Origin of the sequence: Roseovarius sp. MS2, assembly GCF_051447875.1 — a bacterium.
Taxonomy (GTDB): Bacteria; Pseudomonadota; Alphaproteobacteria; order Rhodobacterales; family Rhodobacteraceae; genus Roseovarius; species Roseovarius mucosus_A.
In genome coordinates, this window is record NZ_JBKHVF010000001.1 from 1312183 (window position 1) to 1325824 (window position 13642).

The 13642-nt window shown below is 63.4% G+C and carries 16 protein-coding genes; 6 read left to right on the forward strand and 10 right to left on the reverse strand.

Annotated features, from left to right (window positions below):
* Nucleotides 1–39: 39 nt before the first annotated feature.
* The 4 genes from ACLGGT_RS06455 to ACLGGT_RS06470 all read right to left on the reverse strand — a co-directional run bounded on the left by ACLGGT_RS06455 (nucleotide 40) and on the right by ACLGGT_RS06470 (nucleotide 4549).
* A complete protein-coding gene (locus tag ACLGGT_RS06455; protein ID WP_437195366.1) occupies nucleotides 40–978 on the reverse strand; it encodes a c-type cytochrome domain-containing protein in 939 nt (312 codons plus the stop codon).
* Nucleotides 979–1083: 105 nt separating this feature from the next.
* Nucleotides 1084–2556 (reverse strand): heme biosynthesis protein HemY, encoded by a 1473-nt coding sequence (locus tag ACLGGT_RS06460; protein ID WP_437195367.1) that lies wholly within the window; start codon nucleotides 2554–2556, stop codon nucleotides 1084–1086.
* 19 nt (nucleotides 2557–2575) lie between these two features.
* Nucleotides 2576–3769: a COG4223 family protein gene (locus tag ACLGGT_RS06465; protein WP_437195368.1), complete on the reverse strand. Its 1194-nt coding sequence runs from the start codon at nucleotides 3767–3769 to the stop codon at nucleotides 2576–2578.
* Nucleotides 3770–3817: 48 nt separating this feature from the next.
* Nucleotides 3818–4549, reverse strand: coding sequence for a uroporphyrinogen-III synthase (locus ACLGGT_RS06470; RefSeq protein ID WP_008282706.1), 732 nt, complete (start codon nucleotides 4547–4549; stop codon nucleotides 3818–3820).
* Nucleotides 4550–4622: 73 nt separating this feature from the next.
* Between ACLGGT_RS06470 and tsaD the strand changes: the two genes are divergently transcribed.
* From tsaD to ACLGGT_RS06490, 4 genes are read left to right on the forward strand one after another with little or no spacing between them, the layout of a single operon-like run.
* A complete protein-coding gene (gene tsaD / locus ACLGGT_RS06475; protein ID WP_437197399.1) occupies nucleotides 4623–5720 on the forward strand; it encodes a tRNA (adenosine(37)-N6)-threonylcarbamoyltransferase complex transferase subunit TsaD in 1098 nt (365 codons plus the stop codon).
* Complete coding sequence (locus ACLGGT_RS06480) at nucleotides 5717–6673, forward strand: NAD(P)H-dependent glycerol-3-phosphate dehydrogenase (protein WP_437195369.1); 957 nt, start codon at nucleotides 5717–5719, stop codon at nucleotides 6671–6673. The genes tsaD and ACLGGT_RS06480 overlap by 4 nt, the downstream gene beginning before the upstream one ends.
* Nucleotides 6673–6942, forward strand: a complete 270-nt coding sequence (locus ACLGGT_RS06485) for a YciI family protein (protein ID WP_037298645.1) — start codon at nucleotides 6673–6675, stop codon at nucleotides 6940–6942. The genes ACLGGT_RS06480 and ACLGGT_RS06485 overlap by 1 nt, the downstream gene beginning before the upstream one ends.
* Nucleotides 6942–7361 (forward strand): EVE domain-containing protein, encoded by a 420-nt coding sequence (locus ACLGGT_RS06490; RefSeq protein ID WP_081507268.1) that lies wholly within the window; start codon nucleotides 6942–6944, stop codon nucleotides 7359–7361. The genes ACLGGT_RS06485 and ACLGGT_RS06490 overlap by 1 nt, the downstream gene beginning before the upstream one ends.
* A 108-nt stretch (nucleotides 7362–7469) precedes the next feature.
* On the opposite strand, the gene zapE is transcribed toward ACLGGT_RS06490, so the two are convergent.
* Nucleotides 7470–8531, reverse strand: a complete 1062-nt coding sequence (gene zapE, locus ACLGGT_RS06495; RefSeq protein ID WP_081507267.1) for a cell division protein ZapE — start codon at nucleotides 8529–8531, stop codon at nucleotides 7470–7472.
* 4 nt (nucleotides 8532–8535) lie between these two features.
* Nucleotides 8536–9513, reverse strand: a complete 978-nt coding sequence (pip, locus tag ACLGGT_RS06500; RefSeq protein ID WP_437195371.1) for a prolyl aminopeptidase — start codon at nucleotides 9511–9513, stop codon at nucleotides 8536–8538.
* Between the two features lie 48 nt (nucleotides 9514–9561).
* On the opposite strand from pip, the gene ubiG reads away from it, so the two are divergent.
* Nucleotides 9562–10305 (forward strand): bifunctional 2-polyprenyl-6-hydroxyphenol methylase/3-demethylubiquinol 3-O-methyltransferase UbiG, encoded by a 744-nt coding sequence (gene ubiG / locus ACLGGT_RS06505; protein ID WP_037298647.1) that lies wholly within the window; start codon nucleotides 9562–9564, stop codon nucleotides 10303–10305.
* Between the two features lie 179 nt (nucleotides 10306–10484).
* Here the strand turns inward: ubiG and ACLGGT_RS06510 are convergent, their stop codons facing one another.
* From ACLGGT_RS06510 to ACLGGT_RS06525, 4 genes are read right to left on the reverse strand one after another with little or no spacing between them, the layout of a single operon-like run.
* Nucleotides 10485–10931: a MarR family winged helix-turn-helix transcriptional regulator gene (locus ACLGGT_RS06510; RefSeq protein WP_008282714.1), complete on the reverse strand. Its 447-nt coding sequence runs from the start codon at nucleotides 10929–10931 to the stop codon at nucleotides 10485–10487.
* Nucleotides 10932–11762, reverse strand: a complete 831-nt coding sequence (locus ACLGGT_RS06515; protein ID WP_437195372.1) for a carbon-nitrogen hydrolase family protein — start codon at nucleotides 11760–11762, stop codon at nucleotides 10932–10934.
* Between the two features lie 5 nt (nucleotides 11763–11767).
* Nucleotides 11768–12025 carry a glutaredoxin 3 gene (grxC, locus tag ACLGGT_RS06520; RefSeq protein ID WP_008282716.1) on the reverse strand — a complete coding sequence of 86 codons (258 nt, stop codon included), beginning with the start codon at nucleotides 12023–12025 and terminating at the stop codon, nucleotides 11768–11770.
* Nucleotides 12026–12057: 32 nt separating this feature from the next.
* The gene (locus ACLGGT_RS06525; protein WP_437195373.1) at nucleotides 12058–12756 is read right to left on the reverse strand and encodes a ComF family protein; all 699 of its coding nucleotides are present in this window, start codon (nucleotides 12754–12756) and stop codon (nucleotides 12058–12060) included.
* Nucleotides 12757–12803: 47 nt separating this feature from the next.
* Between ACLGGT_RS06525 and ACLGGT_RS06530 the strand changes: the two genes are divergently transcribed.
* The gene (locus ACLGGT_RS06530) at nucleotides 12804–13622 is read left to right on the forward strand and encodes a methyltransferase domain-containing protein (RefSeq protein WP_437195374.1); all 819 of its coding nucleotides are present in this window, start codon (nucleotides 12804–12806) and stop codon (nucleotides 13620–13622) included.
* Nucleotides 13623–13642 lie beyond the last annotated feature (20 nt).

Consider the following 13642-nt stretch of genomic DNA (forward strand, 5'->3'; position numbering starts at 1 on the left):
TTTGAGCACAATATCCAAGCCCTTGGGGCAGATTGCGCGCTAACGCGCCCGCAAGCGTTCTGCCACCAAAGTGCCGTCGGCTGCAATCCTGGCACGCAGTTCAACACGGTCTCCTTGCTGCACCGCGTCGCGAATTTCAGTTCCGGCATGGGTGGCAAATACTGCGCCGTCCACCGCATTCGGGGCACTCAGGGTGCCGCGCAGCCGCACGCGCCCGCCCACCGGCATAGGGGCTGGCGCGCCCTCAGCATCCCGCGCGCCACCCTCGATCCACGCCTCAAGCAAGGCGATATCGGTCTCTTCCAACCACGGCGGCCCATCCAAGGGCATCCGCGGATCAGACAATCCGCGCACCCGGCGGATAAGTTCTGAGGCAACCGGATTGCCGGGTATAACGGCAATCCGGTCCCCGCCGCGCAGAATATCCGCAAGCGTGTCAAGCCGGAGCGCTTCGGGCGGGGTTTCGTATTTCCCGTTGTCAGAATGGCACTCGATACAGCGCTGGCCAAAGATGCGCCGAACCTCGGGATAGGTTACGATACCGTCCGCCAGCGGGTCTTCTGTAGTGAGCGGCGGTTCCGTTGGTTTCGAGGGGCCAGGTGCCCCGGCATCAACCCAGCCGCGAAGCAGGGCGATTTGCGCCTCGTCGAGAAAAGGCGGCCCGTCCAGCGGCATCCGGGGTTCTGCACGGCCTTCCACGCGAGCGATCAGCGGGCTGCCCGCAGCATCACTTGGAAGGACCACAGGGCCGTTTTCGGATCCGCTCATCAGGAACTCGTAGGTCTCAAGGCGCAGGGCAAGCGGAGCAAATTCGCCACTGTGGCAGGCGACACACCGCTCCTCGAAGATGGGCAAGACCACATCCCAAGTCTCGGCTTGCGCAGCCGAGCCGAGACCTATCAATACCATGGCCCAGCCAATCGCGTTCGACGCGACAACGCAAATGCCTACCTTGGCGCGTTTGATCTGCAGGGCCATTGTGCGGGTCTCCTTCTCAGATCAAGCCAAAACCACCCGCGATCAACAACCATGCTACAACGCCAAGAGTAGCACGACGGCATCGTAAGGCACTGGAGGGAAGCCTTATTTTTCGGCCCTGTCCATGTGCTCTTCCTCTACGATTTCAGCGTCGGGAACGGTGTCATCCTCTGTCTTCACAGGTTCGGAATTGGGCTCGTCCAGCGCGCCCACGATAAGCGGCAGCATCTCAAGCCCCGTGGGCGTGGCAATCGGACTATTGGGGGGCGCGCGCCAGCTAAGCGTGTCGAAGGAATTGCAATTCTCGCAGGCAGGTGCCCATTCGGCGTGAATATGCTGGCATTTATCGCAGACCCATTGCGGCCCACGCGGTGCCGACAGCGCCCGCGCCAGCCAGCCCTTGACCACCGCGTCGGATGCCCCTTCGCCCCGCTCAATCGCCGCCATGATGGTTAGCGCGCGCGCATCCGGCTCGACCTCGGCCAGCGTGCCCAGCGCACGGCGCGCCGCCGGGAAATCCTCTGCGGCCAGATTCAGTTCCGCCTCCAACAGCCGGGTTTCACGGTTCTCAGGATGAACCTTGAGCAGCTTGGCAAAGCGTTTCAAACGCTGGCGTGGCGACTCATTCGGCTCAATCGCGGCAAAGGCCGCCGCAAGATCGGGATGCGGCCGAACCAGCCACGCCTTGTTGATCACGCGCAGCGCATTGCGTGTATTGCCTTGGTCAATGTAGCCGCGCGCTGCCAGCACTGCCGCCGGAATAAGATCGGGCGACAGGCGATTGGCCTCGATCGCCGCCTCGCGCGCCTCGATGGTCTTGCCCTCATCCAGCACATCACGCGCCTCTGACAGCGCAAGCACCGCATCCCGGCGCTTGTGCACATCGCGCGGCAGGCTGCCGTATTTCAGCTTGGCGTTCAGCGTCTCGCGCGCGCCTTTCCAGTCCGAGGTTTTGGCCTGCAAATCAAGCAGCGTATCCTGAACCTCGGCATGTCGCGGTTTAAGGGCAAAGGCTGTCTTGGCCAGTTTCAGCGCGGTTTCGGTATCCCCCTCCGCCAGCTTTTGCCGCAGAATTCCACGCACGCCAACAAAGCGGGTTTTCTCATTGGTCAAAAGCTGTTTGTAAACCTCTTCGGCCTTGCGCCGATTGCCTGCCATCTCAGCCGCCTGCGCCGTGATGAGATTGGTCAGCGCCGGTTTGCGCAGGTATTTTTCAGCTTTCGCAGCCTGTGCCATCGCCGCCTCGCCCTCACCAGACGCCAGCGCCAGCATCCCCTCGGACAGCGCGCGATAGCCCTTGTCTTGACGGCTGCGATCGAAATAGCGCGACAGCGCGGTTTCATCACCGTTGATGAACTTGAGAGATGCCACCAAAAGCCCGGTCAACTTCATCAAAAGCCAGATGATGAACACCAGCACGCCCAGCGCAATCACCGCCTTGATCGGGGTCAGGTTGATCTCGACCCCCGCCATGACAATCCGCACACCGCCATCGAGTTCGAGCAGGAAACTCGCGCCCAGCGTCACGCCCGCCACCAGGGCAATGAAAACCGCTATCTTGATAATCGACCAAAGCATGGCGCTCGCCTTTTCTCGTTCAATTCACTGTTTCGGCCAGCGCCTCTGCGGCGGCCAGCGCCTCTTGGCGGCGCGTGGCCTCGGCGACCCACCCATCAAGGGGCGCGCGCGCTGCCTCGGAAAGCGTTGCAATCTCGGTCAAGGCATCGCTTAGGCGGCCCTCGGCCAAGGCGGCCTCTGCCCGAGACAGGACCGCATCGGGATCATCCCCCTCCTGAGGGCTAAGCGAGCGGATACCAAGCTGACTCTTGAGAAAGCCGCCCACGCCGGCCACAGCATCGCCACTTTCGGCTCGTGCAGCGGCAAGGGCGGCGCGCGCCGCCTCGGGGAAACTCTCGATCAGAGCGGCCTGTGTCGGCACGCCGGTTTCCGCCTGATCGGCCAACACGTCAGGCACTTCGGCACCGGTCTCCCGCAGATCGCTTAGCGCCGGGGCGAAATCACTGCCAGTGTCGAGCGCGGTCAAAACCTGCGTCAGCGCGGCGCGGCGCAGCGTGGCCACAGCGCTATCGCGTGCCGCCGCCTCCTGCGCATCTGCCGCCGACCGTAGCGCCTCAACCTCAGCCGCTTGCGCCGCGAGGGATGCGCGCAAATCCTCGATCTCGGCCGCCGGCACGCCGCCGCCCTGCGTCGCCGGACGGGATTCTAGCGCCGCGATACGCCCCTCCAGATCGGCGATTTGCCCGGTAAGCGCGGTCAGTGTCTCGCTCAGGCCCTGCATCTCGCCGCTCAAATCCGGCGGGCTTTGTACCCCATCCAAATCAGCGCGCAGGGCCGTCAGCCGCGCGTCCTGTTCCGCAAGCGCCGCCTCAACGCCGCTCTCTTCGGGGGCAAACCACGAAGGGGGCAGCACATAAGGCGCCGCCGCAACACCCACACCCGCCGCCACGACACCGCCCAGCAACATCGGCCAGAACCCGCCTTGGCGCACGATCACCGGTTCGGGTTTGTCTTGGGCAAGCGGCTCAGGCTCGGGCGTGTCGCCCCCGACATAAATCGCGCCGGGCGCGCCGTCTTGACTGATTTCAGGCTCTTGGCTCTCCGTGGCAGGCGTATCCATATTCGGCTCTGACGCATCTGAAGCGTCCTGCACTGTGCTCTCGGGCTGCTCTGGCTCTGACATTTCGGGCGCTGTCTCCGCGACCGGCTCCACAGCATCCGACACGATGTCTGCCTCACCCGGTTCCTTCGGAGCTTGCTTCTTGTCAGCCACCTTGTGCCATCCTTTCGAATCTCACCACACGTCCCTGTCAATCTGACCTTACTGCGGTCGTTTTCCACCCTCAAGCCGCTTGGCCATCTGCACGAGGTCTTGCACTACGGCCAAGACGCCCGGCAAATCCGGCATTTCCGCAATTCGCACGCACGCCGCCACATCCTCTGGCAGCGCATCCGCCGCATTGCGGCTTATGGCCGCGATCAAGAGCGGCGCGCTGACGCCCTCGGCCTGCGCCAAAAAAATCCGCGCCGTGCGGGGGGACATTAGCGGCAGGATCACCGGCTCCGCACCCCGCAAGAGCGCCCGCGCCTCGGCGCTCAGCGTTGCCTCAACCTGATCATAAACCACCGCATCGCGCGCCGTATGCCCCGCAGCGCGCAAGGCCCCGGCCACGTCCGCCGCTACATGCGCCCCGCGCAGATGCAGGAACGGCCCACATGCGCCATCCTCTGCGATCCGCGCCAACAACGCCCCGGCATCACCCCCGGCGGAAATGGCACGCAACCCCTGGGCCTCTGCCGCCTCTGCCGTGGCATCGCCCACCGCATAGCAGGGGGAATCCCGCCGCGCGCTCAGGCGGCAAAATCCCTCCACCCCGTGTCGCGAGGTGAAAATCAGCGTCTCATCCCCGGTAAGATCGGGCAGCGCCCCACCATAAGCGATCTGCATCACCGGCGAGACCACCACAGCAACATCACCGCAGAGCGCTTTCACCTCTGCGGCCATGCGGCTGGCCTCCGGCTCGGGCCGGGTGATCAGGATCGTGACGGTCATGGCCCATCCAGAGTTGTTGCCTGTCTCATTCGGTGTTACCTGCCTTGGACCTTTCACGCAACGCATGGCCGCGATGACAGAGCCTTTGATCCTCTTGGGACTTGAGAGCAGCTGCGATGATACCGCCGCTGCGGTGTTGCGCATTGACGCAGATGGCCGGCCCAAAATCCTCTCCTCGGTGGTGCATGGTCAAACCGCGCTGCACGCCGATTTCGGCGGGGTCGTGCCGGAAATCGCGGCGCGCGCCCATACGGAAAAGCTGGATATCTGCGTGCGCGAAGCGCTGACCGCAGCGCATCTGACACTGCGCGATGTGGGGGCCGTCGCCGTCACCTCTGGTCCGGGGCTCATTGGCGGGGTGATCGCTGGGGTGATGTGTGCCAAGGGGATCGCTGCGGGCGCAGGCCTCCCGCTTATTGGCGTCAACCATCTTGCGGGCCATGCCCTGACCCCGCGCCTCACCCATGATGTGGCTTACCCCTATCTCATGCTGCTGGTCTCGGGCGGGCATTGCCAGTTCCTGATCGTGCGCGGCGCGGATGATTTCACCCGGCTAGGCGGCACCATCGACGACGCCCCCGGCGAGGCGTTTGACAAAACCGCGCGCCTCATGGGCCTACCACAGCCCGGCGGCCCCAATGTGGAACGCGAGGCGCTAAAGGGCGATCCCACCCGCTTTCGCTTTCCCCGGCCCCTGCTGGATCGTCCTGGCTGCGATATGTCCTTTTCCGGGCTGAAAACCGCCCTTCTGCGCGCCCGCGATGAAATAGTGACCGCGAAATCCGGGCTGACACGGCAGGACCGCGCCGATCTCTGCGCCGGGTTTCAGGCCGCCGTGCGTGATGTTCTGGCTGAAAAAACCCGCCGCGCCCTGACCGCCTATCTGGCAGAGGCACCCGCCACCCCGGTCATCGCCGTCGCTGGCGGTGTCGCCGCAAATACTGCCATTCGCGCCGGGTTAGAGACTGTTGCCGCAGAAATGGGCGCAGCTTTTGTCGCGCCCCCGCTTGCGCTCTGCACTGATAATGCCGCGATGATCGCCTATGCCGGGGCCGAACTCTTTGCGCTTGGCCACCGCGATGACATGACCCTTGCCGCCCGCCCCCGTTGGCCCTTGGATCACGCCAGCCCTGCCATGCTCGGCAGCGGCAAGAAAGGGGCCAAGGCATGATCCTCATCTGTGGCGCGGGCGCATTCGGCACGGCCCTTGCCGTGACATTGGCGCAAAACGGCCCCGTCACCCTCTGGGCGCGCGACCCGGCCCACGCCGCCGAGATGCAGCAGACACGCGAGAATACGCGCCGCTTGCCCGGCATCTCCCTGCCGGACAGCGTGACCCTAACCACCGGCCCCGTGCCCAAGGGCGATATCCCCTGCCTGCTTGCCATGCCGATGCAGACGCTGGGCGGCTTCCTTTTGGAACATGCCGCATCCCTCGCCCGCCGCCCGCTGGTTGCCTGTTGCAAGGGCATGGACCTGACCACGGGCCTCGGCCCCACCGGCCTCATCGCGCAATCCTGTCCTTCGGCAACCCCTGCAATCCTCACCGGCCCCAGCTTTGCCCGTGACATCGCCCTTGGCCTGCCAACGGCGCTGACGCTCGCCTGCGGCGACGACCACACCGGCCAAATGCTGCAGCGCTGCCTTACAACGCCCACCCTGCGCCTCTATCGCAGCACCGATACGCTGGGTGCGGAACTGGGCGGCGCGCTCAAAAACGTGATCGCCATCGCCTGCGGTGCCGTCATCGGGGCCGGTCTGGGCGAGAGCGCGCGCGCCGCCCTGATGACCCGTGGCTTTGCCGAAATGAACCGTCTTGCCCATGCGCTGGGCGCGCACCCCCAGACGCTTGCGGGCCTCTCGGGCTTTGGCGATCTGGCGCTCACCTGCACCTCTGACCAGTCGCGCAACTACCGCTACGGTCTGAGCATCGGCAAAGGCGCAGGGTTTGATCCCTCCCTTACCGTCGAAGGTTCCGCCACCGCCCGCGCCGTCTTGGCCCGCGCACAGGCGCTCTCTCTCGATATGCCCATCACCCATGCCGTCACCGCGCTTGTCACAGGCGAATTGCACGTGGCGCAGGCGATGGATATGCTGCTGTCACGCCCATTAAAGGAAGAATGATGCTCATTGCCCTGATCGCCCGCGACAAACCCGGTGCTCTGCAAACCCGCCTCGACACCCGCGAGGCCCATGTCGCCTATCTCAAGGACACCGGCGTCGTGTCTCAGGCCGGTCCGCTGCTCGATGACGCAGGCCAGATGATCGGCTCACTTGTCATCCTCGACGTGGCCGATATGCAGGCAGCACAGGATTGGGCCGCCGCTGATCCCTACGCCAAGGCGGGGCTTTTCGCCAATGTCGAGCTGATCCCGTGGAAAAAGGTCATCTGATGCGCTATTGGCTGTTCAAATCCGAACCCTCAACCTGGGGCTGGCAGGATCAGCTGGCCAAGGGCGACGCGGGCGAGGAATGGGACGGCGTGCGCAACTATCAGGCCCGCAATTTCATGCGCGAGATGGCCGTGGGCGACCGTGGCTTTTTCTACCATTCCCAGAGCGAAAAAGCCGTGGTTGGCACCGTCGAGGTCATCGCCACCGCACATCCCGACAGCAAATCCGACGATCCACGCTGGGAATGCGTGGATATCAAGGCCGTCGCCTCCGCCAAGACACCTGTCACGCTCGACACGATCAAATCCGATCCGCGTCTGGCCGATATGGTGCTGGTGAAAAACTCTCGCCTCTCAGTGCAGCCCGTCACGGCCGACGAATGGCGCATCATCTGCGATATGGCAGGCCTTTCGGGCTAGGGCGTGTTGCGCCCCATGGAAAACACACCCGTCCCGGGCCTGACCCGGGACCTCGCCGAGACAACATGGGCCCCGGGGCGATGTGACCCCGATCAGACGCAAGGCGCTCTAATCCTCTTTGCCCCAGCCTTCGGATTGCATTTCGCGCATGCGGCTGGCGGTGCGCTCAAACTCGAACGATCCCTCGCCTTCGATATAGAGGTATTCCGGAACCGCCGCCGCCGAACAAATCAGCCGCACGCGCGCCTCATAAAGCGCATCAATGAGCGTCACAAACCGCTTGGCCTCGTTGAAATTGCTGCGCCCCATCTGTGGGATGTTTTCTAGGATCAGCACCCGCGCCGCTTCGGCCAAGGCCAGATAATCCGCCGGTCCAAGGGGATTGCCGCAAAGATCATAAAACGTGGCCCGCGCCACGCCATTGTGAAACGCCGGTATTTCCACCGCCCGCTTGTTCACGATAATCGTATGCGGCCCGCCGCGACCCTCGGTCAAACTGTGCCAAATCGTCTCTATCTCGGCCCGACTCTCGGCATTGATCGGGGTGAAATAGCTCGGGCTGCCCGTCAGACGATCCTGCCGGTAATCGGTCGGGCTGACCATTTCATGCAGGACCATCCGCTCTTTCAAAAGCTCGATGAAAGGCAGAAACAGCTGCCGGTTTAACCCATTCTTATACAGGTCATCCGGCACTCGGTTCGAGGTTGTGACCACAACCACCCCCGCCGCAAACAGCGCCTCGAATAGCCGCCCCACGATCATTGCATCCGTGATGTCTGTGATCTGCATCTCATCAAAGGCCAATAGCCGCACCGATTTGGCCACCTCCGCCGCCACCGGGGCCAGCGCATCCGCCTCGTTGCGCGCTCGTGCGGCATGCAGCCCGGCATGGATTTCCTGCATGAAGGCATGGAAATGCACCCGTCGGCTGGGCACGGCCAACGTGCTTACAAACAGGTCCATCAGCATGGATTTTCCGCGCCCGACCCCGCCCCAGATATAGAGGCCCTTGGGCGGCTCTGGCGCGCGGCGAAACCAGCCCTTGCGCGGGGCCTCGTCGAGGCCTGCACGAATCCGCTCGAACTCGGGCAAAAGCGCCTCTTGCGCCGGATCGCGGGTCAATTTGCCATCGGCCACAAGGCGGGCATAAAGATCAGGCAGGGTTTCCATCGGCCTAGCGCGCGCCGCGGGCCAGCTTCTGCATGACGCCCACCAAGTCGGCGCTGATCCCCGGCTCTGACAGGGCATGCCCCGCCACGGGGATCATCCGCAGATCGGCACCCGGCCACCGCTCGGCCAGCCGATGCGCCGTCACCGGCGGGCAGATCATGTCATAGCGCCCCTGCACGATCGTGCCCGGAATATGCGCGATGCGCGGCATGTCATCCAGAATCTGCCCATCATGATCCAGAAATCCACGATGGGTGAAATAGTGATTCTCAAGCCGGGCAAAGGCGCGGGCGTAATCGGCGGGGCTATCACCACCCACCCCGGTGGAATGCACTGTGGCCAGTGCATTTTCCCAGGCTGACCATGCCTTGGCATGGGTCACTTCCTCGCTCAGGTTGCCCGAGAAAAGTCGGCGGTGATAGGCGGCAATCAGATCGTCGCGCTCACCTTCGGGGATTAACTCCACGAATCGCGCCCATGTTTCCGGCCAAAACGCCCCGGCACCGCCCCCATAGAACCAATGCAATTCCGCCTCGGTCATGGTGAAAACCCCGCGCAGCACCAGATGCTGCACCGGCGCAGGGTGCGCCTGCGCATAGATCAGCGCCAGCGTCGCCCCCCAACTGCCGCCGAACACGATCCAGCGGTCGATGCCCAAGGTCCGGCGAATCAACTCGATATCCGCCACCAGATGCCATGTCGTATTCGCCTCGACACTGGCATGCGGGCGCGACCGGCCACAGCCGCGCTGATCAAACAGGATGATCCGGTAAACCGCCGGATCAAAATAGCGCCGCATCGCCGGGCTGCATCCACCCCCCGGTCCGCCATGCAGCACAATCACCGGCAGGCCATCGGGGTGGCCCGATTGCTCCATATAAACGCTGTGCCCATCGCCCACATCCAGCATACGCCGGTCAAAGGGCTCGACCGGAGGATGGAGATATTGCACTGCGCTCTTTTGGCCTGAGAATTTGTCCATGAATGTCCTATATATGCCGCAAGACCAAAAGAGCATATGGAGAGCAGAATGCAAGCCGCTCAGAGCACGATTGATCCCACCGAGGTCGCCAAGTTCGAGGCGATGGCCGCTGAATGGTGGGACCCGAACGGAAAATTCAAGCCCCTGCACATGCTCAACCCCTGTCGGCTGGATTACATCACAACCCAGATCGCGGCAGAGTTCGACCGTGATTTGCGCGATCAGACCCCCTTTGCCGGGCTGCGCCTGCTTGATATCGGCTGCGGTGGCGGTCTTTTGAGCGAACCGATGGCGCGTCTGGGTGCAACCGTGGTCGGGGCCGATGCCGCCCCCCGCAACATTCCCGTGGCCCAGGTCCATGCCGCGCAATCCGGGCTCGACATCGACTATCGCCACACCACCGCCGAGGATCTGGCCGCAGCAGGCGAACAGTTCGACGTCGTGCTCAACATGGAAGTGGTCGAGCATGTGGCCGATCCGCTGACCTATCTCACGGCCTGCCAGCAGCTTTTGAAACCGGGCGGGCTCCACATCTGCTCGACCATCAACCGCAACCCAAAAAGCTATGCGATGGCCATTGTGGGCGCGGAATATGTCATGCGCTGGTTGCCCAAAGGTACGCATGACTGGGCCAAATTCATCACGCCAGACGAGCTATACGATCTCTTGCGCAACGCCGCGCTCGAACCTGTGGATCGCAAAGGCTTTGTCTTTAACCCGATCACATGGGGCTGGCGCCTGTCAGACCGGGACCTGAGCGTAAATTACGTGACGGCAAGCGTGAAGCGCTGAGGCGCGGGTTGCTGGGCCGGGGACTAGCGAAGCAACGGCCATGGATGCCACTTAATGCCAGTCAAGTCCGTATGACTTCACGGTGAAGCGCTCCCTCTCGAAATCGCTAGGCCGCGGGACGGCCCAGCGATCCGCGCGGCGGCGCTACGCGCCTTGTTCCGCGCGGGTAGCAGACGAATTCACGTCCCCGGCTCCAGCCGCGCCCGTAATTCCCGCAGAACCGGAAGGCTGGCGCGCACGCGGTCTTCGCCCAGATCGCGGATCAGGTCCGAAACCATCGGCGTGATCGCCGCCATTGCGGCATCGCGCGCCTGACGGCCTGAGGGGCTGATCGCCACCATTTTGCGCCGCGCATCATCCCAATCGGGGCGGATATGCACATATCCCGCCCACTCCAGCTTGGACAGGGTATTGGTCATCGCCCCGCGTGTGACGTGAAAACTTTTCGCCAATTGTGCCGGGCTCCGCTCATCCCCGATCCGCGCCAGATGGTTGAGCACCGAAAAATGCGAGATTTCCATCCCCTTCGGCAACACCCGTGTCAGACGGCTGCGGATCAACTGCTCATTCGTAAGGATCTCGCTAAACAGCGCCACGGCAAGGGAATTGCTGGTCGTATCGGTCATTCAGGGCCCGTCAAACGCTCTATCATGGCGCAGCGAAGGCACGCGCCTGCGCGCTTGTGCCACCGCATCGGGGTCAAGATCAACCATCACGATGCCCGGCTCAACGCCACCATCGGCAAGAACCTCTCCCCATGGTGCCACAACCATACTGTGCCCATGGGTTTGACGGGTGCGTCCAGTTGTCGCGGCATGGATGCCGGTCTGTGCCGGAGCCAGCACAAAACACCCGGTTTCAATGGCACGGGCGCGCAACAGCACCTCCCAATGCGCGGCCCCGGTCACATGCGAAAACGCCGCCGGAACGGTCAGCACAGTGGCCCCCGCCTGCGCCAGACGCCGGTGCAAATGCGGGAAACGCACGTCGTAACACACCGTCATCCCCAGCTTGCCCAGTGGCATATCGGCCAGAACTGCCCGATCACCGGGGCGAAACCCATCCGATTCGCGATAGGTTTCTTCGGGGGTGACATCCACATCGAACATATGAATCTTGTCATAGCGCGCGACAATCTCGCCATCCGGGCCAATCAGAAACGACCGGTTGGCAAAGCGCCCATCGGGATCATCGGTTTTCAGCGCGAGCGACCCGATCAAAAGCCAGACACCGGCCTCTGCCGCGCGCGCGCGCAGGCCCGCCAGTGTCGGATCGCTCTCTTCGGGGTGCAGGACGGCGTTTTGATGCGTGCGGCTGCCCGAGACACAATTGGTAACCTCAGGCGTCAGGATAAACTTGGCCCCATCCGCAATCGCCGCATCCATCATAGACAGCGTGACCGCCAGATTGGCCTCGGGGTCATCGCTGCTACTCAGCTGCAAAAGCGCCGCGCGCATCGCCGTCACCCGCGCAACAGCGCGTCAAGCTTGCCCGCCTGTTCCAGCGCATAAAGATCATCACAGCCACCCACATGGGTGGTGCCTATGAAAATCTGCGGCACTGTATGGCGGCCATTGGCGCGCTTCATCATCTCAGACTTGCGCGCGGGCTGTGCCAGCACGTTGATTTCTGAAAAATTAACGCCTTTCTTCTGCAACAGGCGTTTGGCCGAATGGCAAAACCCGCAGAGCGGTGAGGTGTAGATTTCGACTGGTTTCATGATTGGGATCCCCGGTTCGCTGTCGCGCGAACTTAGGCATCCTTGACGGCGCGCGCCAGTGTCACAACGCTCACTTCCCCGCTACCGGCTGAAAAACAGGCCTGCGTCGCCACCGACAGCGTCGCCCCCGAGGTCATGACATCGTCAACAATCAGAACCGAACGCCCGGCAATCAATCCCCTATGCCGCGCCGTTACTCGAATCGCATCGGTCAGCATGGCGTGTCGCGCCTCGACACTCAGCCCCTTCAGGCTCTGCGTGCGTTTGAACCGCGTCAGCAGGTCAGGGCAGCATGGCAAACCGGTCTCGCGCGCCAATCCCTGTGCCAAAAGCGCCGATTGGTTGAACCGCCGCGACAGCATCCGCCCCCAATGAAGCGGAATGGGCGCAATCAGCGTATCGGGCCGCAACAGGGGCTGCGCCGCCCGCGCCATCCACTTTGCCGCCGGGCGCACCACATCGTGCCGGTCGCCATGCTTGAGCATGAGGATCAGTTCGCGCCCATTCTCATGATAGCGAATCGCCGCGCGCCCCTGCGACCACGGCCGCGCCATGCGCAGGCAGTCATCGCAATGCGCGGCCTCCGCATGCCCCTCACCGGGCAGAGGCACGCCGCAGGTCTCGCAGACCAGCCCCGAGATGAACGGCGTATCCCGCCAGCACGGGCCACAAAGACCGAAATCGCTATCCACCACCGCGCCGCAAAGCGTGCAGCGGGCGGGATAAACCATGCGAACCGCCGTTTGAAAAGCTGCTGCCAGCACTCTATCCTTGCCCCATGACCCAAACGCTCCTGACAGATCGCGCCGCCCTCACTCGCAACCGCCTGCGCGCCCAGCGCGCACCGGCGCTCTTTCTGCACGAGATAGCGGCGGATGAGGTCGAGGATCGCCTGACCTTGGTTAACAAATCCTTTACCGCACCCGCCGTTGTGACGGGTTTTCCGCATTTCTGGAAATCCCGGCTACCAGAGGCGCGCATCGTCGCGGATGATGAGGTGCTGATGCTGGAACCCGGCGCGCATGATCTGGTCATCCTCGCCCTCTGCCTGCATTGGGCCAACGATCCTGTGGGTCAGCTTATTCAGGCCCGCCGCGCGCTGCGCCCCGATGGCCTGCTGCTCGCCGCGCTCTTTGGCGGTGGCACGCTGCACGAATTGCGCAGCGCCTTGGCTCAGGCCGAAGCAGAGGTCAGCGGCGGCCTCTCGCCCCGCGTCCTGCCCATGGCCGAAATCCGCGATCTGGGCGCGCTGATGCAACGCGCGGGCCTTACCCTGCCGGTGGCCGATACTTTGCCGCTTCGCACCAGCTATGCCGATCCTCTGGCGCTGATGCGCGACCTGCGCGCGATGGGCGAATCCAATGCGATGAGCGCGCGCCATCGCGCACTAACCCCGCGCCGCATGCTCTACCGCGCCTGCGACATATATTCACAAGCCTTTGGTATGGATGACGGACGCATCCCCGCCACATTCGAGATGATCTTCCTCACCGGCTGGGCCCCTGACGCCAGCCAGCCCCAGCCGCTGCGCCCCGGATCAGCCAGCGCGCGCCTTGCCGATGCGCTTGGCGCGGTGGAAACCCCGTTGAAAGATTGACCTTTCAGGCACAGCCTATA